The 20,180-nt window shown below is 61.4% G+C and carries 14 protein-coding genes and 2 pseudogenes; 13 read left to right on the top strand and 3 right to left on the bottom strand.

Features of this window, described 5'->3' with window-relative positions:
* Positions 1–409: 409 nt before the first annotated feature.
* Positions 410–592: a hypothetical protein gene (locus ACSBPU_RS13250; RefSeq protein WP_442592557.1), complete on the top strand. Its 183-nt coding sequence runs from the start codon at positions 410–412 to the stop codon at positions 590–592.
* 512 nt (positions 593–1,104) lie between these two features.
* On the opposite strand, the gene ACSBPU_RS13245 is transcribed toward ACSBPU_RS13250, so the two are convergent.
* Both ACSBPU_RS13245 and ACSBPU_RS13240 read right to left on the bottom strand, forming a co-directional pair.
* Entirely contained in the window at positions 1,105–1,335 is a 231-nt protein-coding gene (locus ACSBPU_RS13245) for a hypothetical protein (RefSeq protein WP_442592556.1), read from the bottom strand.
* Between the two features lie 143 nt (positions 1,336–1,478).
* A complete protein-coding gene (locus tag ACSBPU_RS13240; RefSeq protein WP_442592554.1) occupies positions 1,479–2,375 on the bottom strand; it encodes a LysR family transcriptional regulator in 897 nt (298 codons plus the stop codon).
* Between the two features lie 139 nt (positions 2,376–2,514).
* On the opposite strand from ACSBPU_RS13240, the gene ACSBPU_RS13235 reads away from it, so the two are divergent.
* The 4 genes and pseudogenes from ACSBPU_RS13235 (at position 2,515) to ACSBPU_RS13220 (ending at position 8,418) form a co-directional block, all read left to right on the top strand.
* Positions 2,515–3,504 (top strand): zinc-dependent alcohol dehydrogenase family protein, encoded by a 990-nt coding sequence (locus ACSBPU_RS13235; RefSeq protein ID WP_442592553.1) that lies wholly within the window; start codon positions 2,515–2,517, stop codon positions 3,502–3,504.
* Between the two features lie 168 nt (positions 3,505–3,672).
* Positions 3,673–3,822, top strand: a pseudogene (locus tag ACSBPU_RS13230) (recombination factor protein RarA); the annotation flags it as partial.
* Positions 3,823–3,875: 53 nt separating this feature from the next.
* Positions 3,876–5,741: a Na+/H+ antiporter NhaA gene (nhaA, locus tag ACSBPU_RS13225; RefSeq protein WP_442592552.1), complete on the top strand. Its 1,866-nt coding sequence runs from the start codon at positions 3,876–3,878 to the stop codon at positions 5,739–5,741.
* A gap of 25 nt (positions 5,742–5,766) precedes the next feature.
* Positions 5,767–8,418, top strand: a complete 2,652-nt coding sequence (locus ACSBPU_RS13220) for an excinuclease ABC subunit A (RefSeq protein WP_442592551.1) — start codon at positions 5,767–5,769, stop codon at positions 8,416–8,418.
* 79 nt (positions 8,419–8,497) lie between these two features.
* Here ACSBPU_RS13220 and ACSBPU_RS13215 read toward each other — a convergent pair.
* A pseudogene (locus tag ACSBPU_RS13215) lies at positions 8,498–8,782 on the bottom strand (conjugal transfer nickase/helicase domain-containing protein); the annotation flags it as partial.
* A gap of 65 nt (positions 8,783–8,847) precedes the next feature.
* Here ACSBPU_RS13215 and ACSBPU_RS13210 point away from each other — a divergent pair.
* From ACSBPU_RS13210 to ACSBPU_RS13175, 8 genes are all read left to right on the top strand, one after another.
* Positions 8,848–9,213, top strand: coding sequence for a helix-turn-helix domain-containing protein (locus tag ACSBPU_RS13210; protein ID WP_442592550.1), 366 nt, complete (start codon positions 8,848–8,850; stop codon positions 9,211–9,213).
* Positions 9,214–9,241: 28 nt separating this feature from the next.
* Positions 9,242–9,814 (top strand): Hsp20/alpha crystallin family protein, encoded by a 573-nt coding sequence (locus tag ACSBPU_RS13205; protein ID WP_442592549.1) that lies wholly within the window; start codon positions 9,242–9,244, stop codon positions 9,812–9,814.
* Between the two features lie 100 nt (positions 9,815–9,914).
* Complete coding sequence (gene clpK, locus ACSBPU_RS13200) at positions 9,915–12,764, top strand: heat shock survival AAA family ATPase ClpK (RefSeq protein ID WP_442592548.1); 2,850 nt, start codon at positions 9,915–9,917, stop codon at positions 12,762–12,764.
* A gap of 16 nt (positions 12,765–12,780) precedes the next feature.
* Complete coding sequence (gene cls, locus ACSBPU_RS13195; RefSeq protein ID WP_442592547.1) at positions 12,781–14,211, top strand: cardiolipin synthase; 1,431 nt, start codon at positions 12,781–12,783, stop codon at positions 14,209–14,211.
* 27 nt (positions 14,212–14,238) lie between these two features.
* Positions 14,239–16,119 carry an ATP-dependent zinc metalloprotease FtsH gene (gene ftsH / locus ACSBPU_RS13190; protein WP_442592546.1) on the top strand — a complete coding sequence of 627 codons (1,881 nt, stop codon included), beginning with the start codon at positions 14,239–14,241 and terminating at the stop codon, positions 16,117–16,119.
* Complete coding sequence (gene trxC / locus ACSBPU_RS13185) at positions 16,116–16,556, top strand: thioredoxin TrxC (protein WP_442592545.1); 441 nt, start codon at positions 16,116–16,118, stop codon at positions 16,554–16,556. The genes ftsH and trxC overlap by 4 nt, the downstream gene beginning before the upstream one ends.
* 155 nt (positions 16,557–16,711) lie before the next feature.
* Positions 16,712–19,519 (top strand): sensor domain-containing protein, encoded by a 2,808-nt coding sequence (locus tag ACSBPU_RS13180; RefSeq protein WP_442592544.1) that lies wholly within the window; start codon positions 16,712–16,714, stop codon positions 19,517–19,519.
* A gap of 183 nt (positions 19,520–19,702) precedes the next feature.
* The gene (locus ACSBPU_RS13175; RefSeq protein ID WP_442592543.1) at positions 19,703–20,173 is read left to right on the top strand and encodes a phosphate-starvation-inducible PsiE family protein; all 471 of its coding nucleotides are present in this window, start codon (positions 19,703–19,705) and stop codon (positions 20,171–20,173) included.
* Positions 20,174–20,180 lie beyond the last annotated feature (7 nt).

The following is a 20,180-nucleotide window of genomic DNA, read 5'->3' as shown; positions in this document are numbered from 1 at the left end:
GACACCCATTTGCACCCAGTGTCGCGCAGTTTGCCGAATACATGCCTGAACTGCGCCACGGTCCCTCATTGGGATGAGATGGTCACAACTATCGCTTGGCTGGCGAGCGGAACAGCGCCTTCATGGACTCCTGCCAACTCATTCGGAAGGAGACCAAGATGGAAGTCGCTCACCTCAATCAAAAACAACTGGCCGCACGCTGGAGCATCAGCGAGGCCACCCTGGAACGCTGGCGCAGCGAGGGATCGGACCCAATTTCCTGAAGCTCTGCGGCCGGGTGCTCTACCGGCAGGTGGACATCGAGGCCTACGAGGAGTCGTGCCTGGCGACGTCGACCAAGACGGTCGCGACGCAGGTCAGTGCTGGCTGAGATGTTCTGTTTCGTCGGTAAATACCGACTATTTGCAACATGGCGGCACCGGCGGCCGTCGGGACGAGCCAGACTTCGGGCGATTTGAAAGTCGGGGGTGCGGACATTTTCCTGGACGACGCATTGCCGAACCACGTCACGCTGTTTGATCTGGCGGTCGATCCGCCAGCGCTATGGGATGAGCAGCGGGCCAGGCTTTGGGCGATCACTGCAGCCGACTAATCCGTACTGAAACTAATGCGTGTATCCGTCGGGTAACAATACTCCAATCCAACCGCTTGATTCGTCCGCGCGTAACTTGTTGAGCTATATGGAGCTAGTTTGTGGCCTTTGCGGACTTCGGGCCAGCTCCTGGGAGCGAGGAATGGCTAGGAGAGAGCGAAATGTGGCTCGGATCGGCCAATTCAGCCGGCTGGCGAAGTCCGCAGGCGTTCGCAGGAACCCCCAACAACACGCCGGAACCGGCGCAAACAGACAAGAAAAAGCCCCAACTGATAACAGTTGGGGCTTCAGTATTGGTGGTGGGGTGGAACCCTGCGCCAAACCTATGTAACTCAGCGCCTTGCGACCGCTGCAAACTCCTGCAGAAAGGTGCGGAATCCGGCCCTTGATGCCCGCAATCCTACCAGTTCTGCCCTGGTCGGGTCACCAACCGAGCGCATCAGACAGGACGCCAGTTCTATTCCCGTTTGCGGAATTGAACCCGCGTCCGCATCCACTCATCCGACGTTCGATCAGGCGGTGACGAACCGCTCCCGAAATGCTCGCCGGACCTGGTCGTAAGGCACAGGGCTGTTGGCGTCCGGGACCAGCGCGCTTCTGTCGCCGATGAGGTAGTTGATCCTGTAGGTGCAGTTTCCGGAGCGGTGCAGCATGCCGCCAATCACCCGGTCGGGATTCAGAACCCGCTCCTGGATCAGGCGGTCCAGCACGCTCTGGACCTGCGGCCCCAAGCCAACGAACATGGCATCTTTCAGTTCTTCGACTTCCGCCGCGAAGTGCTACAGCAGGTACTTCCTCAGCAAGGGGTGCTTGGTCATATCCGGTGAGCCACGGTAATCGTCGTCCTTTACGAATACCGGATAGCGCAGACATTGATTTTCGTGCGTTAGAGAGGGCCTCGCTGCCCAAAAGCCTCACGCGCAAACTCCAAGAAGCTGCGCAGCTTTGGAGTCATTCTTCGGTCAGGGGCATAGAGGATGTGCATTGCGGTATTCGGCACTGGGTACTGCGGCAACAGACGCACCAGTGTCCCATCGCGCAGTGCATCGCTAACCAACTCTATCGGCTGTAGAACCACACCTAGACCAGCTACAGCCGCTGCCAGCAGTGGATCACCTTGATTGATCGTTAATTTGCTTGTAATAGGAACATCTATACGCCCCTCCGGACTGTCGAAGCTCCAGTGTGAGCGGCCATCAGAATAGGTAAACCCCAGACATTCCTGCTGCTGTAGATCCCACGGATTGATGATGGGAGGGCGACGTGCAAGATAGGACGGCGCAGCGCATAAAACCATCTGATAGGGCTCCAGTGGCACTGCCTTCAACCCACTGCTCACCAGCTCGCCGATGCGAAATACCACGTCGTAACCATCATCAACGATATCGACCAGTTCGTTCGATAACGTTAGGTCAACAGACACCTGAGGATACCGAACCATGTATTCCAGCAGGCGTGGCGAAAGCGTGCGAATTCCGAACGTGACCGGCGCGTTGATGCGAAGGCGGCCGCTTGGTGTGCCCCGAGTGAGGGCAGCCAGGTTCTCGGCAGACTGCATGTCTGCAAGGATCAGTTTTGCTCGCGGGTAGAACGCCCTGCCGAAGTCGGTGAGGCTTTGCCTGCGCGTAGTCCGGTGCAGCAGGGAAACACCCAGATGTTGTTCGAGCATTTTCACCTGTTTCCCTACCAATTGAGGGGACAGATTCAGGTCGTCCGCAGCGGCGCTGAATGAACCCAGCTCAACGGCTTTGACGAACGTGGCCATCTGGGTCAGGCGATCCATTATAAACACTCTGTTTCTAGTAATGCGCCATCATAGGCCTTTATCTAGCGCCAATCAATGACTAAACTTTCGTCACCTTTCGAGTGCCCGGATACCTTCCGAATGTATGTCGAGGCCCATTGATTAACGAAGTATCTATATGGCACGCATTGTCAGAATTCATGAATACGGTGACGCCAGCGTTCTGAAGCTGGAAGATCTGGAAGTATCGGCACCAGCAGCAAACGAGGTGCAGATTAGTGTTAAAGCCATTGGCTTGAACCGAGCCGAAGTGATGTTCCGCAATCACGCATACCTGCAAGAAGCGGAGTTCCCCAGCCGCTTAGGCTACGAGGCCGCAGGCATCGTAACGGCAGTTGGGAGCGACGTAACCGAGATCACGATTGGTGACTCGGTCGCTCTGATCCCACCTCTGGATATTGCTCGTTGGGGCACCTACGGCGAGTTGGCCAATGTACCGGCCTACCTGGTGGTAAAGAGCCCTGAGAACTTGTCCTTTGAAGAGGCTGCGGCGTCTTGGATGCAGTACGTCACCGCCTGGGGGGCATTGATTGAACAGGCGAAGCTACGGCAGGGCGATTTTGTCATCGTTACCGCCGCGTCAAGCAGTGTTGGCTTGGCCGCCTTCCAAATGGCTCGTATGGTCGGCGCCACATCGATTGCGATCACTCGAACTCAGGCGAAGAAGCAAGCCCTACTTGATGCAGGCGCTGCGCATGTCATCGTCAGCGATGAAGAGGATATCGTCGAGCGTGTTATGACGATAACTGCCGGTCAAGGCGCTCGCGTTGTATTCGATCCTGTAGGCGGGCCGTCCTTTGAACCTCTCACGCAGAGCATGGCGCGGGGCGGAATTTTGCTGGTGTACGGCGCACTTAGCTCTGAACCGACACCATTCCCACTGTTTACCGTGCTGGGCAAAAGCCTGACTTTGAAGGGCTATATCTACGCAGAGATTGTGGCCGACCTTGAAGCCCTAGAGAGAGCGAAGGCTTTTATTCTGCAAGGGTTGAAGTCCGGTACGTTGCGCCCGATCATCGCAAAGACATTCGCACTTAGCGACATCCAGGATGCCCATCGTTTCCTTGAAGCCAATCAGCAGATCGGCAAGATCGTGGTAACTGTCTGACCAGCAATTATGGGGCTGAGAGCGTAATCCTTCGGCCCCGATTCAAGCCAGCCCTGATGACCGCTTTTGGCCGATTCTGTGTATCCGTCCGGCCAACACACCTTCCTGGCCCCGACGCCAAAGGCGATGGTGTCCACCTGATTTAAGTGGACACCATTTCTAGCCTTTTATGCCGCTGGGCAAACCTATTTTCCCGAGGGCGTGGCGCGGCCGGGTTGGTATCAGCCAACGGACAGAGGTGTTGAGCGCAGGCCGGGAGAAAGACTCGCTTGGCTGCGCTCGCTCGATGATGAGACGTCGCCAGAGGCGGACGCCTGATCGGTCCATCCGAAACCAGCCCATCGTGATCTCACAAACTACAGGATAAGCACATGCCAGCCTCTTCTTTCGGTGAATCCTCGGCGCATATCAGACGCAGACGCGTTGCCCACTATCTACGCACGGAGTCTGGCGCTGCGGTGCTGCTGGTGATCGTCACGGTTGTGGCGCTCGTGTGGGCGAACTCGCCGCTATCCAACGCCTATTTCGAGTTGTGGCACCTAGACGTCGGGTTTGACTTCGGGCCGCTGGGCCTGCACATGGATCTGCATCACTGGGTCAACGACGGCCTGATGGTCGTCTTCTTCTTCCTGATCGGCCTGGAGGTGCGTCAGGAATTCGCCCACGGGTCGCTCAGGGACCGCAGCCGTGCCCGTCTCGCTCTGATCGCGGGGGTCGCGGGTGTCGTGCTTCCCGCGCTGGTGTATGTCCTGATCGTGGGGCTGGCCGGAAGTGAGGGCCTGCACGGGTGGGGGGCGGTGGTCGGTACCGATACGGCGTTCATGCTGGGCACCCTGGCGATCGTCGGCCCGCGGCTATCCGGTCAGTTGCGCGTGTTCTTGCTCACCCTGACCGTGGTCGATGACTTCCTCGCCGTGTCCATCATCGGCATCGTCTATAGCGAGGAGATCCGGGTCGTCCCGTTGCTGATCGCCCTCGCCAGTCTCGTCGGGTTGTGGTTGCTAGGGCGCAACCGCCAGTGGCGGGCAACGCCCTATGTGTTGATCGTGATCGTGCTGTGGTTCGCGACCGTGTACTCCGGCATCCATGCCTCCCTCGCCGGGATGGCCGCGGGGCTGCTGATCCCCGCCTACGCAACGCAACGTCACAAGGTCGTCGCGGCAAGACAGTTGTTCCGTGACTTCTGGCAGTCTCCAAGTGCCGCATCGGCTCGCGCAGTGGACTGCGGGCTGTCCCAGGGTATCTCGGTGAACGAGCGGCTGCACGAGTTCCTGCGGCTGCCGACAGCGCTGCTGATCGTGCCGGTGTTCGCCTTGGCGAACGCCGGGGTGGACCTGCGTGGTGGGCTGCTCGCTGAGGCCTTCGGCTCGCCCGTGACCTGGGGCGTCATCGCGGGCCTCGTGCTCGGCAAGCTCCTGGGCATCGGGCTCATCACACTCGCCGCGGTCCGCCTCGGACTGGGGCGCCTGCCGGTGGGCGTCGGGATGGGGAGCGTGTTCGGTGGTGCGGCGCTGTCCGGGATCGGTTTCACCGTGTCGCTGCTCATCATCGGGCTCGCGTTCGGTACGACCTCTGACCTGGGCCGCCAGGCGACGGTCGGGGTGCTCGTGTCGATGGTACTCGCCACGTTGCTGGGGTGGCTCATATTCAAGGTCGCCGCTCTCAAGTGGGGGGAGGAGACTGCCGATTTGCCGATGGTACTTGAGCCACCAGTCGATCCGGAGGTCGATCACATCCGCGGTCCGGAGGACGCCCAGCTCACGCTCGTGGAGTACGTTGACTTCGAGTGCGCGTACTGTGCACACGCCACCGGTTCGTGGGACGATCTGCGCGCCCACTTCGGGGACGACCTGCGGTATGTGGTGCGCCAGTTGCCGCACCACCCCCACGGGCCGATCGCCGCGCGGGCGTCCGAGGCGGCATCGAACCAGGGGATGTTCTGGCCGTGGCTGGACTTCGTGTTCACCCGTCAGCATGCGCTGGAGCGAGAGGACTTGATCGGCTACGCCGCCGAGGTGGGTCTTGACATCGATCGGTTCATCGCGGATTTCGACAGCCCCGCAGTGATAGAGCGTGTCGAGCGTGACCTCGTCAGCGCGGTCGCCAGCGGTGCGCACGTCACTCCTACGTTCTTCATCGAGGGTCGCCGCCTGCGCGGCAGCTACGACGCCCGCACTCTCACCGCAGCGCTCGAAGCCAGCCGCCGCGGCACCCGCACTCAGGAAGTCCCGTCCTGAGCGGGACGAACTACAGGATAAGAACATGCCAAACAATTCTTTCGGTGAATCCTCTTGTACCGCTGCGGCCAGCGGCCTCGTGCAGGTGCGTGGCGCGCGCGAGAACAACCTCAAGGAGGTGGACGTCTCCATCCCGCGTAACGCGCTGGTGGTGTTCTCGGGTGTCTCCGGCTCCGGGAAGTCCTCGCTGGCCTTTGGCACCATCTATGCGGAGGCCCAGCGGCGCTACTTCGAGTCGGTGGCCCCCTATGCGCGGCGACTGATCGACCAGGCCGGCGTGCCGGACGTCGATGCGATCGACGGCCTGCCGCCGGCGGTGGCGCTGCAACAGCAGCGGGGCTCCAGCAACGCGCGTTCCTCTGTGGGCAGTGTGACCACCTTGTCCAGCCTGGTGCGGATGATGTATTCGCGCGCCGGCGCCTATCCCGCCAACCAGCCGATGTTGTACGCCGAGGATTTTTCGCCCAACACGCCGCAGGGAGCGTGCCCGACCTGCCACGGCCTGGGCCATGTGTACGAGGTGACTGAGGCCATCATGGTGCCCAATCCCTCCCTGAGCATCCGCGAGCGGGCGATCGCCTCCTGGCCCCCCGCCTGGCAAGGCCAGAACCTGCGCGACATCCTGGTCAGCATGGGCTACGACGTTGACCGACCGTGGAAGGACCTGCCGAAGAAGGATCGCGACTGGATTCTGTTCACCGAGGAAACACCGACGGTGCCGGTGTACGCCGGCTTCACGCCCGCCGAAACCCGCGCCGCGCTCAAGCGCAAGATGGAGCCGAGCTACATGGGCACCTTCACCGGCGCCCGGCGGTATGTGCTGCACACCTTTGCCAACACCCAGAGCGCGCTGATGAGAAAGCGCGTATCCCGGTTCATGGAGGGCAAACCGTGCCCCACCTGCCACGGCAAGCGGCTCAAGTCCGAGGCGCTGTCGGTCACCTTCGCCGGCGTGGACATCGGCGCGTTCATGCAGATGCCGCTGGACCAGTTGGCGGCCTTGCTCGAACCCATCGCCCAGGGCGATTTCCGCGCCCATGCAGCGGGGGCGGCTACGGACAAGGAAGCGACCCGACGCGACCGTGCCGAACGCGCGGCCTCCGGTCGCGCCGTCCATGCGGTATCGCCCGACGTGCGCCGCACCTCGGCGCTATCGGAAGAAAAGCGCCTCGCCGCGCAGCGCCTGGCCGGTGGCGTGATGGCACGCCTGCGCCAACTGCGTGGGCTGGGCCTGGGCTACTTGACGCTGGACCGGGCCACGCCGACGCTTTCGGCCGGCGAGTTGCAGCGCCTGCGGCTGGCCACGCAATTGAGTTCCCTGCTGTTCAGTGTCGTGTACGTGCTCGACGAGCCCTCCGCGGGCCTGCACCCCTCCGATAGCCAGGCCCTGTACGACGCACTCGACCGGCTGCGCGACGCCGGCAACTCGGTGTTCGTGGTGGAGCACGACTTGGACCTGATGCGCCGCGCGCAATGGCTCGTGGATGTCGGGCCGGATGCTGGGGAGCGTGGCGGCCGCGTGCTCTACAGCGGCGAGCTGGATGGCCTGCGCAAGATTGCCGAATCGCGTACTGCACGCTACCTGTTCGATGAGATCCCCGCGCCGGGAAGCCGGGCACGCGAAGCGACCGGCTGGCTGGAGCTGCAAGACATTCACCGCCACAACCTGCATGGCGTGAATGCGCGCATTCCGCTGGGCGTGTTGACGGCCGTCACCGGCATCTCCGGCTCGGGCAAGTCCAGCCTCGTCGCGCAGGCCCTGCCGGAGCTGGTGCTGCTGCACCTGGGCCACGAGCCGGAAGACGATGTAGCCGAAAGCGCCACCAGCGAAGGGCCGGCAGTGATCGAAGCGACCGGCGGCCATCTGGCGGGCGACGTGGACGCCGTACAGCGTCTGGTGCAGGTGGACCAGAAACCGATCGGGCGCACGCCGCGGTCGAACCTGGCTACCTACACGGGTCTGTTCGACCATGTGCGCAAGCTGTTCGCCGCCACGCCCGATGCCCGACGCCGCCGCTATGATGCCGGACGGTTCTCGTTCAACGTCGTCAAGGGGCGCTGCGAGACCTGCGAGGGCGAGGGCTTCGTCAGCGTGGAACTGCTGTTTATGCCCAGCGTGTACGCGCCGTGCCCGACGTGCCATGGCGCACGCTACAACGAGGCCACGCTGAAGGTGCAATGGAACGGGCGCAACATCGCCGAGGTGCTGCAGATGACCGTGGACGAAGCCAGCGAATTCTTCGCGGGTGAAGACGCTGTGACAAGGCCACTGCAACTGCTGCGCGATATCGGACTGGGCTATCTGCGCCTGGGGCAACCGGCCACTGAGCTTTCCGGTGGCGAGGCGCAGCGCATCAAGCTGGCGACCGAGCTTCAGCGCAGCCAGCGCGGCCGAAGCCTGTACGTGCTCGACGAGCCGACCACCGGGCTGCACGCGTCGGATGCCGACCGGCTGCTGGTGCAGTTGCAGCGCCTGGTCGATGCCGGCAATACCGTAGTGATGATCGAGCACGACATGCGTGCGGTGGCCCAAGCCGACTGGGTGATCGACGTAGGGCCAGGCGCGGGCGCTGCCGGCGGCAGCATCGTGGCGGCGGGTTCCCCTCAGCAGGTGGCCCGAAAGTCTGGCAGCCGAACCGCTCCGTTTCTTGCACGGGAGTTGGCGCGGGCCGAGTAGCTTAGTTCGCCAAATGTTGCCAGCTTCGCGGGGCATTGATCGTCGCCACACGGTGGTGACGGTCGCTGCCCGAGTCGCGTCATCCTTCCTGAGTCAGAGCAAGATAGGGATTGTTGGTCGGTATTTCGGCGAGTGCCAAGGACCCATTTTCGAGGAGGTAGCCATGCAGTCGGCGGGACTTCCTCGGGCCCGTGACTTCACAGGTCCAAATGTTCAGGCCATTTGGGTGCTTGCGGTGTAGCTGCAGTTTCTAAAAGCGCTTTTGCACCCACTGCCAATCCTGTTGCTTGTCCTGCCTGACCAGCACATCCACCTGGGGATGTTCCTGCGCATAGCGCTGGAACACGCCGGGACTGACCAGGTACCCGTCAGGGCATAGATCGGCCGTCTGGCATGTATCCGTGTGAACGGGAAGAGCATCTATGCCTTGTGTCCTTGATTTTTTTGTTGTTCGGAGTAATCTTTTCAAAGATTTGCAATCTCGCGCAGATGAAGGAGCATGGAGAAAGTGCGATAAAAGCCGGCCATCTATTGATCCTTACGCTCGATGAGTTGGCCGTCCATTTAAAGATCGGTAAACGAACACTGTATGGACTCGCCGCCAAAGGGAAGATCCCCGCTTTCAAAGTGGGTAGTGTATGGCGATTTCGGAGAGGCGAGCTTGATCAGTGGATTGCCGATCAGACGCAAGCCAGCACGAAGAAGGAGGTGATGCGCAAACGTGAACAGCAGAGATCACCCGAGCAGGACTTGTCGCAGCCGCGCAATGTCCGTCGCAGCAGGCAAACGAGTTAACTGAATCTTCTCTACTTGGAGGTGTAACATGGACATTGACTTCAAGAAGTTGGCACCCTGGAACTGGTTCAAGAAAGAGCAGGAGGAGCAGCAAACCGCCTCTTCTGGTCTGCCTGTGCAGCGCAATGATGCTCCAGTGCCAGGAGGGGCGGTCAGTCCGATCTTGCAGTTGCATCGCGAGATTGATCGTCTGTTCGATGATGCATTTCGGGGATTTGGATTTCCTGCACTGGCCGTTCCGCGCTTGCCAGCCGACTGGCCGGGCATGCTGAAGCCGGCCCTGGACATCCAGGAAGGCGACAAACAGTACAAGATTGCTTTGGAACTTCCCGGTGTTGAGGAGAAGGATATCCAGATCACCCTCGACAACGACGTGCTGGTAGTGCGTGGTGAGAAGCGTCAGGAGCAGGAAAAGAAAGAGGGTGGCTTTCACCGCATCGAACGCTCCTATGGCAGTTTCCAGCGCGCCCTGAATCTGCCAGATGATGCCAACCAGGATTCGATCAAAGCCAATTTCAAGAACGGAGTGCTGACGATCACCATGGACAAGCGTGAGGTCAGTGCACCAAAACAGGGGCGTTCAATCCCGGTCAATAGCTGACGCCCTCAACCAACTTTTTCACATCGAAAGTAATCAAACGACCGGCGCGGCACTGTGCCATAAGGTGCCTCGCTGTCTCTCTAAGTTAAGGAGTGTCAGCATGGCCAGAAAACAATGCCAAGTCTGCGGTCAGCCCGCCACGGTGCGGGTGGAAGCCAATCTCAATGGTCGTCACAGCACCATGCTGCTCTGTGATGATCATTACCGCCACCTCGTGCGCCAGCAGAAGCGCACCGTTTCTCCGCTGGAAGCCTTGTTTGGCGCGCGCAGCGGTCTGTTTGAGGACTTTCTGGGCAGCGACTTTTTCCGTATTGGTGACGAGTCGACGACTGTTACTACCGATACCGATGATGTGGTCGATGCCTCCTTTGGCGAACCGGCTTCGGCGGGATCAGGTGCACCGCGCCGTCGAGGCAGCGGACTCGCTAGCCGCATCAGCGAGCAATCAGAGGCGTTGCTTCAGGAAGCCGCCAAGTATGCGGCCGAGTTCGGTCGTCCGGAAGTGGATACCGAGCACCTGCTTTTGGCACTGAACCACAGCGACGTAATCAAGACCATCCTCGGTCAGTTCAAGATCAAGGTCGATGATCTCACGCGACAGATCGAATCTGAAGCCAGACGCGGTGACAAGCCGTTCGAGGGCGAAATTGGCGTGTCGCCGCGCGTCAAGGATGCACTGAGTCGTGCTTTCGTGGCGTCCAACGAACTGGGTCACTCGTATGTCGGCCCGGAGCACTTCCTGATCGGCTTGGCAGAGGAAGGCGAAGGATTGGCCGCCAACCTGCTGCGCCGATATGGCCTCACGCCGCAGGCGCTGCGTCAACAGGTGAGCAAGGTGGTCGGCAAGGGGGCCGAGGACGGTCGCGCTGAGACGCCGACCAACACACCTGAGCTCGACAAGTACTCGCGTGACCTCACCAAAATGGCGCGTGACGGCAAGCTCGATCCGGTCATCGGCCGCGCACAGGAGATTGAGACCACCATCGAGGTGCTGGCCCGGCGCAAGAAGAACAATCCGGTACTGATCGGCGAGCCGGGGGTGGGCAAGACAGCCATCGTCGAGGGGCTGGCGCAGCGCATGGTAGCCGGCGAAGTGCCTGAGACATTACGCGACAAGCGCTTGGTGGAACTGAACATCAACGCCATGGTCGCGGGGGCCAAGTACCGGGGTGAGTTCGAGGAGCGTGTACAGAAGGTGCTCAAGGAAGTGACCGAACACCAGGGCGAACTCATCTTGTTTATCGACGAGGTGCACACCATCGTTGGTGCCGGCCAGGGTGGCGGCGAAGGCGGGCTCGACGTGGCCAACGTCTTCAAGCCGATGATGGCGCGAGGCGAACTCAACCTGATCGGTGCCACCACGCTCAACGAGTACCAGAAGTACATTGAAAAGGATGCCGCGCTGGAGCGTCGCTTCCAGCCGGTGATGGTGCCCGAGCCGACGGTAGCACAGACCATGATGATCCTTCGTGGTCTGCGCGACACCTTCGAAGCGCACCACAAGGTCAGCATCTCGGAGGAAGCGATCATCGCCGCCGCCGAGCTCTCCGACCGTTACATCACCGCGCGCTTCTTGCCGGACAAGGCCATCGACCTGCTTGATCAGGCCGCCGCCCGGGTGAAGCTGTCTGCGACGGCACGTCCGATCGCCGTGCAGGAGCTGGAGGCGGAACTGCACCAGCTGCGCCGTGAGCAGGACTACGTGGCAGCCCGCAAGCAATACGACAAGGCGGCAGAGATCGGCAAGCGGATCGAAGCCAAGGAGGCCGAGCTCAAGAAGCGCGTCGAGGAATGGGAGCGCGAGCGCGCCTCGGGCAGCGCCGAGGTCAAGGCCGAGCACGTGGCCCAGATCGTCTCGCGCCTGACCGGCATTCCGGTGAACGAGCTGACGGTGGAGGAGCGCGAGAAGCTGCTGCACCTGGAGCAGCGTCTGCACGAGCGCCTGGTCGGGCAGGACGAAGCGGTGCGCGCCGTCGCCGATGCGGTGCGGCTGTCGCGCGCCGGCCTGCGCGAGGGCAGCAAGCCGGTAGCCACGTTCCTGTTCCTCGGGCCCACCGGCGTCGGCAAGACCGAGCTGGCCAAGGCCCTGGCCGAAGCCATCTACGGCGACGAGGGCGCACTGTTGCGCATCGACATGTCGGAGTATGGCGAACGCCACACCGTGGCGAGACTGGTGGGCGCCCCCCCGGGCTACGTCGGCTACGACGAGGGCGGTCAGCTGACCGAGAAAGTGCGTCGCAAGCCCTACAGCGTGCTGCTGCTCGACGAGATCGAGAAGGCCCACCCCGACGTCTACAACATCCTGCTGCAGGTGTTCGACGACGGTCGGCTCACCGACGGCAAGGGCCGGGTGGTGGATTTCACCAATACCATCATCATCGCCACCTCGAATCTGGGTTCGGACATCATCCAGCGGCGGCTGAAGGCACGTGGTGCCGCCGGCGAAGAATACGAGAAGACCAAGGCTGAGGTGATGGATGTGCTGCGCGGACACTTCCGCCCCGAGTTCCTCAACCGCATCGACGAAATCATCGTCTTCCACGCGCTGGGCAAGGAAGAGATCCGTCATATCGTCGGCCTGCAGCTCGATCGTGTGGCCCGCAACGCCGCCAGCCAGGGCGTGACGCTCGCCTTCGATCAGACGTTGATCGACCACTTCGCGGAGGAAGGCTACAAACCCGAGTTCGGCGCGCGCGAGCTCAAGCGGCTGATCCGCAGCGAGCTGGAAACCGCTCTGGCGCGCGAGATGCTAGGTGGCGGTATCGGCAAGGCCGATCACGCCAGCGCACGCTGGGACGACAAGGCCGAACGGGTGGTCTTCGAGCGCAAGGAGCCACCCGCGCAGCCGGCCGAGCCTGAAAAGCCCGATGCCGCGAACGTGGCCGAGGCACCGCCGAACGGCGAGAGCAAGGCTACGCGCAAGAAGAAGCCGGCGGGCGGCGAATCTTGAGCGATGGGAGGCTGTCGTGTCCGACCCCAACGGGCTGACATGGGCAGCCACCCTCGTGTCGCTGGCGGTCGCTATCCCCACAGCGGGGCACGCGGTCATCTACAAGCGTGACCCTCGATCGGCCACGCTGTGGGTTCTGCTGATCACCTTGTTGCCGCTGGGCGGTTCGCTGCTGTATGGGCTGTTCGGCATCAACCGTTACCAGCGGCGGGCGCGGCGGCGCTTCCCGGGGGCAGATCCTGCTGTTCGGCAGGACCTCTCTCCCACGATGCCCGAGGCTGTATCGCCGCTGCTTGCCGGTCTGGCGCACCTGGTGGGGCGCTCCACCGGCCAGTCGCTGACCGGCGGCAACCGTATCGAGCCGCTTGTCGATGGCGAGCAGGCCTACCCGGCCATGCTCGCTGCCATCGAGTCGGCGCGGCACAGCGTCGCCCTGGCCTCGTACATCTTCGACAGCCAAGGCATCGGGGCGCAGTTCGTCGATGCGCTGCGCCGGGCTCATGAGCGCGGCGTGCAAGTGCGGGTGCTGATCGACGACGTCTATGCCCGCTGGACGCCCCGCAGCGCCTACCGCGCCTTGCAACGCGCCGGCGTTCCGGCGGCGACGTTCAACCCGACGTTGATTCCCGCGCGCCTGCATGCCGCGCATCTGCGCAATCACCGCAAGCTGCTGGTGATCGATGGCGAGACGGGTTTCACCGGCGGCATGAACATCTTCAGCCCGTATTGGCGGCCCGATGCGCCGGAGCAGGCCTGTCACGATTTGCACTTTCGTCTGCGCGGGCCGGTGGTTGCGCATCTGATGCAGTGCTTCACCGATGATTGGTGCGATACCACGGGCGAGCGGCTCAGCGAGGGTTTCTGGCGCGAATCGCCCGCAACGGCTGATGAGCAAGGAACCTCTTGGGCGCGCGGCATCGAGGCCGGTCCCGACGAGGCCCTGGACAGGATGCGCTGGACCTTCATGGGCGCTTTGAGCGCGGCGAAGCATTCGGTGCGCATTTGGACACCTTACTTCGTCCCCGATCAGCCCATGATCGCGGCGCTGAGTACGGCTGCGTTGCGCGGCGTGCGTGTCGACGTGCTGACGCCTGCGAACGGTGACCATCTCACGGTGCAATGGGCCGCGCGCGCCCACTACTGGCAGGTGCTGGAGCACGGTGTACGCATCTTCGAACGGCCTGGCCCGTTCGACCATAGCAAGCTGATGCTGGTAGACGGCAAGTGGTGCTGCCTGGGTTCGGCCAATTGGGATGCACGCAGCCTGCGCCTGAACTTCGAGTTCAATGTGGAGGTGTACGACACCGCGTTGTCTACGCGGCTGGAATCCCTTTTTGATGCCGCCCGTGATGCGGCGGACGAGATATCGGCGATGGCGTTGCGCGCCCGCCCGCTGGCCATCCGCTTGCGCGACGGGGTGGCCCGTCTGTTCACCCCCATTCTCTAGCGACACGACTTGCGAGGGACATTGCCCATGGAAAAGAAAGATCAATGGAACGTCGGCTACTGGATCGTTGCCGGCCTGATGCTGTTGATGCTCCAGAACTACTGGCAAGCGGCGCAGACCGTCGAGCCGGTGCCGTACAGCGAATTCGAGAAGGCTTTGGCCGAAGGCCGCGTCGCCGAGGTGCTGGTGTCGGACCGTACCGTGACCGGGCGTCTGAAATCGCCGGAAGCCCGTGTCAAGACCACCATCGTTGCGACTCGGGTCGAGCCTGATTTGGCTGAGCGCCTGTCCAAATACGAAGTTCCCTATGCACGGGTCGTGGAAAGCACCTGGCTGCGCGATCTGCTGTCATGGATTTTGCCGGCAGTGGCGTTCTTTGGCGTCTGGTTCTTCCTCTTCCGCCGATTTGCCGAGAAGCAGGGCATGGGCGGCTTCCTGAGCATCGGCAAGAGCCGCGCCAAGGTGTTCATGGAGAAGAACACCGGCGTCACCTTTGCCGATGTGGCGGGTGTGGATGAAGCCAAGGCCGAGCTGGTCGAGATCGTCGATTTTCTGAAGAACCCGCAGGACTACGGTCGTCTCGGCGCGCGCATCCCGAAAGGTGTGTTGCTGGTGGGCCCGCCCGGCACGGGCAAGACCCTGCTGGCCAAGGCCGTCGCGGGCGAGGCCGGGGTGCCGTTCTTCTCCATCTCCGGCTCGGAGTTCGTCGAGATGTTCGTCGGCGTGGGGGCGGCGCGCGTGCGCGACCTGTTCGAGCAGGCCCGCGGGCAGGCGCCGGCCATCATCTTCATCGACGAACTCGATGCACTGGGCCGCGCGCGCGGCGCCGGCGGGCCCATCGGCGGCCACGACGAGCGCGAACAGACCCTCAACCAGCTGCTCACCGAGATGGACGGCTTCGACAGTTCGGTGGGGCTCATCATCTTGGCAGCCACCAACCGGCCGGAGATCCTCGATCAGGCCTTGCTTCGCGCCGGTCGCTTCGACCGTCAGGTGCTGGTGGACCGTCCCGACAAGAAAGGTCGCCTGGATATCCTGAAGGTCCATGTCAAGAAGATCACCCTGGCCCACGGTGTAGATCTGGAACAGGTGGCGGCGCTGACCACCGGCTTTTCCGGCGCTGATCTGGCCAATCTCGTGAACGAAGCAGCGCTGAACGCGACGCGGCGCAAGGCGCAGGCTGTGGAACTGCAAGACTTCACCGCCGCCATCGAGCGCATCGTGGCCGGCCTGGAAAGGAAGAACCGTGTGCTCAATCCGAAGGAGCGGGAAACCGTGGCCTATCACGAGATGGGGCATGCGCTGGTGGCGCTGGCGCTGCCCGGCACCGATCCGGTACACAAGATTTCAATCGTTCCGCGTGGCATCGGTGCACTCGGCTACACCCTGCAGCGGCCCACCGAAGACCGATTTCTGATGACACGTGCCGTCCTGGAGCACAAGTTCGCCGTGCTCCTGGGAGGGCGCGCGGCTGAGAAGCTCGTGTTTGGCGAGCTGTCCACAGGGGCTTCAGACGATCTCGCGCGGGCCACCGACATCGCCCGCGACATGATTACGCGCTTCGGCATGGATGAGGGCTTGGGGTACGTTGCTTTTGAGGCACAGAGGCCGCGTTTTCTCGACGTCCCCGAGCTGGCGCAGGGTGGTTGCCGGGTGGCGGAATCCACCCAGGCGCGCATCGATCAGGCGATCCGCGACATCGTGATGGGCGTGTTCGAGCGCGCCTACCGGATTCTCGATACCAACCGCGCGGTGCTGGAGCGCTGCGCGCGCGAACTGCTGGCGCGGGAAACCCTGGACGAAAACGACATCCGTCAGCTGACCCAGGGGCTGAGGTCCGAATCCCGCGAGTCGGCGCCCCCCCAGTCCGGAACCTCACTCTCTACATCCCAAGGGGCCACACCATGAGCGAACACCTTCACATCGTCTGCCCGCATTGCCAGTCCATCAATCGTGTGCCGGCCGCCAAGCTCGCGGATCAACCTAACTGTGGCCGCTGCCAGCAGCCCTTGTACACGGGCGAGCCCATCGAGTTGACCACGGCGACATTCGGGCGCCACGTGGAGCGCAGCGATCTTCCTTTGCTAGTCGATTTCTGGGCGCCGTGGTGTGGGCCTTGCAAGATGATGGCACCGCAGTTTCAGCAAGCGGCGCGCCAGCTCGAACCCAGGATCAGGCTGGCGAAGGTGAACACCGAGGCAGAGCCCCACCTGGCCGCGCAGTTCGGTATCCGCAGCATTCCGACGCTGGCCCTGTTCCAAGGTGGGCGGGAGATTGGGCGTCAGGCGGGCGCCATGGGCGCGCAGGACATTATGCGCTGGGTGACATCCCGCTTGTCGCAATGACCCGGCGCGAACCACCCTGCTTATCAGTTGTTCGATCCTTGAAGAAAGTGCGTAGCCGCGATGCATAGCGACCCCAACCACACAATCTTTGACGAAATGCGTTCCCAGTTGCAGAAATTTTGGAACCTCTGTTTCACCCATAAGGAGCGTCACCTTTGAACGAGACTCCTCAAATCTCAGCCCGACACTGTGGCCAGATTAACCAGAATGCCCATTTTGGCAGTTGGCATCTCGATCTTGGCTCGCAACTCTTCACCTGCTCCGATGAAGCCTGCCGCGTGCTCGGCCTGGATGTTGGTGCGCCAATAGCCTTCGAGCGATTCCTGCAGTGCGTTCACCCTGAAGACCGCCCCCTCTTCGAGAGGGCATGGGATGCTGCCATGTGCGGAAAGTCCCTTGATCTGCGGTATCGCATCGTCAGCGGAGGGCAGGTTCGCTGGATACACCTGCGGGCAACATTCAAGGGCGACGCCTCTGGTCGGCCCAGAGCGGCAGACGGGACGGTAGAGGACATCACCGATCTCAAGAGGGTCGAGCAGGCGCTGAACTCTATGCGCCGACAGCGAGAAGAGTTGGCCAGCCACATTCCCGGTATGCTTTACCAATACCGTCTTCGTCCGGACGGCAGCTCGCACTTCCCTTATGCCAGCGCGAGGATACAGGAAATATACGGGGTTGCACCGGAGGATGTTGTTGAAGATGCCACTCCTGCGTTCGCTGCGCTCCATCCTGAAGACCGCGACCGTGTGCATGAAACCATACAGGCGTCGGGGCAGTCACTCGCGCTTTGGCATGACGAGTACCGAGTGCAGTTTCCAGACGGTCGGGTGATCTGGGTCGAAGGCGAGGCGTCGCCTGAAGCCATGCCTGATGGGAGCATCCTCTGGCACGGCTATATCCATGATGTCACCTCACGCAGAAGATCCGCGGAAGAGCTTCGCCTTGCGGCTAAAGTTTTTGAGCACGCAGGAGAGGGCATCCTCGTTACCGACGCTCAAGGCCACATTGTCAACGTCAATCGGGCGTTTTCCGTGATCACTGGTCATGCGCGGGAGGAAGTAATGGGTCAGACACCTCGTCTGCTCGAGTCCGATCGCTATGACGATGAGTTCTATCAGACCGTTTGGCAGGCTCTGCGTGAGCACGACTATTGGCACGGAGAGCTCTGGTGCCGACGCAAGAACGGCAGTCAGTTTGCCGCGCTGCTGACGATCAGTGCAGTCCCGGATATGCGGGGCAATATCGAGCATTACGCAGCCATGTTTTCCGACATCACACCGCTGAAGGAGAACCAGCAACAGCTTGAACGCGTTGCTCATTACGACCTGCTCACCGGCTTGCCCAATCGACTATTGCTTGGAGACCGCCTTAAGCAGGCCATTCGTCAGACACGTCGGCGTGGCATGCGCCTGGCGGTTGTCTTCATCGATCTGGATGGATTCAAGAAGGTCAACGACCAGCACGGCCACGCAGTCGGCGACAAGTTGCTGTCCGTCCTGTCCAGGCGTATGACGCAGGTGTTGCGCGAAGACGATACCTTGGCCCGTCTTGGTGGTGATGAGTTTGTCGCTATTCTGCTCGACCTGCCGGATATTTCCGTCAGCGTACCGATTCTCGATCGCCTGATCGAGGTGGCTGCACAGCCCGTACCGATTGGTGACGCACTGTGCGAGGTGAGCGCGAGTATCGGTGTGAGCTACTACCCGCAAGGCGAAGATATCGACGCCGACCAACTGCTGCGGCAGGCAGATCAGGCTATGTATCGTGCCAAGCAAGCCGGCAAGAATCGATATCACGTTTTCGATACGGAGAAGGATCGTACGCTGCGCACCCGTCACGAAGGATTGGACAGCATAGAGAATGCACTTGCCAATGGGCAGTTTCTGCTTTATTTCCAACCTAAGGTCAACATGCGCACCGGTGAGGTGCTGGGCGCCGAAGCCTTGATCCGCTGGCAACATCCGACGCGTGGCTTGTTATCTCCTGCCACCTTCATACCCCTCATTGAGAATCATCCGCTCGGGATTGACGTGGGGAAATGGACCATCGAGGCTGCGCTGACCCAGATCGAAGTTTGGCGCAAGGCCGGCCTTTATGTCCCGATCAGCGTGAATATCGGTGCGCGGCACTTGCTGCAACCGGACTTCATCATGCATCTACGGGGTATGTTGTCACGACATCCCGGCGCCCAGCCGCAAGACCTTGAACTGGAAATCCTCGAAACCAGCGCCGTGGAGGACTTCGTTCAAGTGTCTCAGTTGATGGCGCTGTGCGAGAGGATGGGATTGCGTTTTGCCCTCGACGATTTCGGCAGCGGCTATTCATCGCTGACCTATCTGAAGCGCCTGCCCGCGCACCTGCTCAAGATCGACCAAGGTTTTATACGCGACATGCTCGAGGATCCGGACGATATCGCCATCCTGGATGCGCTACTGGCACTGGCAAGGTCGTTTGGCAGGAACTGCATCGCGGAGGGAGTCGAATCCATTAAGCATGGTGAAATGCTGCTGCGTATGGGATGCGAGTGGGGCCAGGGTTATGCCATCGGGCATCCGATGCCGGCGCATGAATTCGAGCAATGGCTACACACCTGGCAGGTACCCTTATCCTGGAAGGGATTCAAACCTGACAGTCGCTCCGCGCTGCCCGTGCCGTTCACATACGCCGACCACCGGGTCTGGATTTCCCAGATGATCGACTATCTGTCAGGTAAGACCCAAGTGCCGCCTCAACCCGAAGCACTCCAATACTGGCGGGATCAAAGTGGTCGCCCTACGTTCTTCGGCAAGGATCCCAATGATCAGGTCGATGTCCTGCATCAGAGCATCCAGCATTTAGCTCACACCCTGAGTGAAATGAAAAATGCCGGCCGTGTCGAGGCATTGAGGGCTGGCATCGACAAGTTGCAACATTTGCAGGCGGATCTGCTGGGATTGCTGCCGCCGGACCAGAAGCCGGATTGATGCCATGCATGGGACGAAGGGTTGACGTGCAGGAGGCTGATCCACCCATCGGCGGCGCCACGGGCGCGCAGGACATTATGCGCTGGGTGGCTTCGCAATTGCCTCGGCAATCCAGGTGTAATCGAGTCGTCTTCTCGGACTCCCCGTTCCATTAACGTTTCATTGAAAGAGAGAGCAACGCTTATGCATAAAGAATCTGGCCACACGGCCCTTGACAAGATGCGCTCCCAGTGGCGGTTGATGACGGTTTACGAGCGCTTCGAGCTGGTTGTTGCCATCACGCTGTCGGGCGTCATGTCGATGGTCATTGTGATTTCGCTGATTCAGTTGATTCGGCTCGTCTTCACGCTGCTCGTCATGGATGCACTGAATCCACTGGATCATAAGGTTTTCCAGCTGGTATTCGGTGCCACCATGACGCTGCTGATCGCGATGGAATTCAAGCATTCGATCGTCAAAGTGGCTCAGCGTAAGGAAAGCATCATCCAGGTCAAGACCGTCATTCTGATCGCGGTCCTGGCACTGGCCCGCAAGTTCATCATCCTAGAACCCGACGTTGATCCTGCCAAAGTGGCCGCCCTGGCGGGGACGATACTGGCCTTGGGGCTGACTTATTGGCTCATGCGAGAACGCGACGACCGGAAGAGCGAGTAATTGGACC

This window comes from Parapusillimonas sp. JC17 (assembly GCF_052180245.1).
Lineage (GTDB): Bacteria > Pseudomonadota > Gammaproteobacteria > Burkholderiales > Burkholderiaceae_B > Parapusillimonas.
This window is presented reverse-complemented; position numbering and strand designations above follow the sequence as displayed.

What these genes read in the sequence shown, in the direction of transcription:
- clpK (WP_442592548.1), top strand. Translation starts at nt 9,915, where the DNA reads ATGGCCAGAAAACAATGCCAAGTCTGCGGTCAGCCCGCCACGGTGCGG.
- ACSBPU_RS13205 (WP_442592549.1), top strand. Translation starts at nt 9,242, where the DNA reads ATGGACATTGACTTCAAGAAGTTGGCACCCTGGAACTGGTTCAAGAAA.
- ACSBPU_RS13240 (WP_442592554.1), bottom strand. Translation starts at nt 2,375, where the DNA reads ATGGATCGCCTGACCCAGATGGCCACGTTCGTCAAAGCCGTTGAGCTG.
- ACSBPU_RS13250 (WP_442592557.1), top strand. Translation starts at nt 410, where the DNA reads ATGGCGGCACCGGCGGCCGTCGGGACGAGCCAGACTTCGGGCGATTTG.
- nhaA (WP_442592552.1), top strand. Translation starts at nt 3,876, where the DNA reads ATGCCAGCCTCTTCTTTCGGTGAATCCTCGGCGCATATCAGACGCAGA.
- ACSBPU_RS13175 (WP_442592543.1), top strand. Translation starts at nt 19,703, where the DNA reads ATGCATAAAGAATCTGGCCACACGGCCCTTGACAAGATGCGCTCCCAG.
- trxC (WP_442592545.1), top strand. Translation starts at nt 16,116, where the DNA reads ATGAGCGAACACCTTCACATCGTCTGCCCGCATTGCCAGTCCATCAAT.
- ACSBPU_RS13220 (WP_442592551.1), top strand. Translation starts at nt 5,767, where the DNA reads ATGCCAAACAATTCTTTCGGTGAATCCTCTTGTACCGCTGCGGCCAGC.
- ftsH (WP_442592546.1), top strand. Translation starts at nt 14,239, where the DNA reads ATGGAAAAGAAAGATCAATGGAACGTCGGCTACTGGATCGTTGCCGGC.
- ACSBPU_RS13245 (WP_442592556.1), bottom strand. Translation starts at nt 1,335, where the DNA reads ATGTTCGTTGGCTTGGGGCCGCAGGTCCAGAGCGTGCTGGACCGCCTG.
- ACSBPU_RS13235 (WP_442592553.1), top strand. Translation starts at nt 2,515, where the DNA reads ATGGCACGCATTGTCAGAATTCATGAATACGGTGACGCCAGCGTTCTG.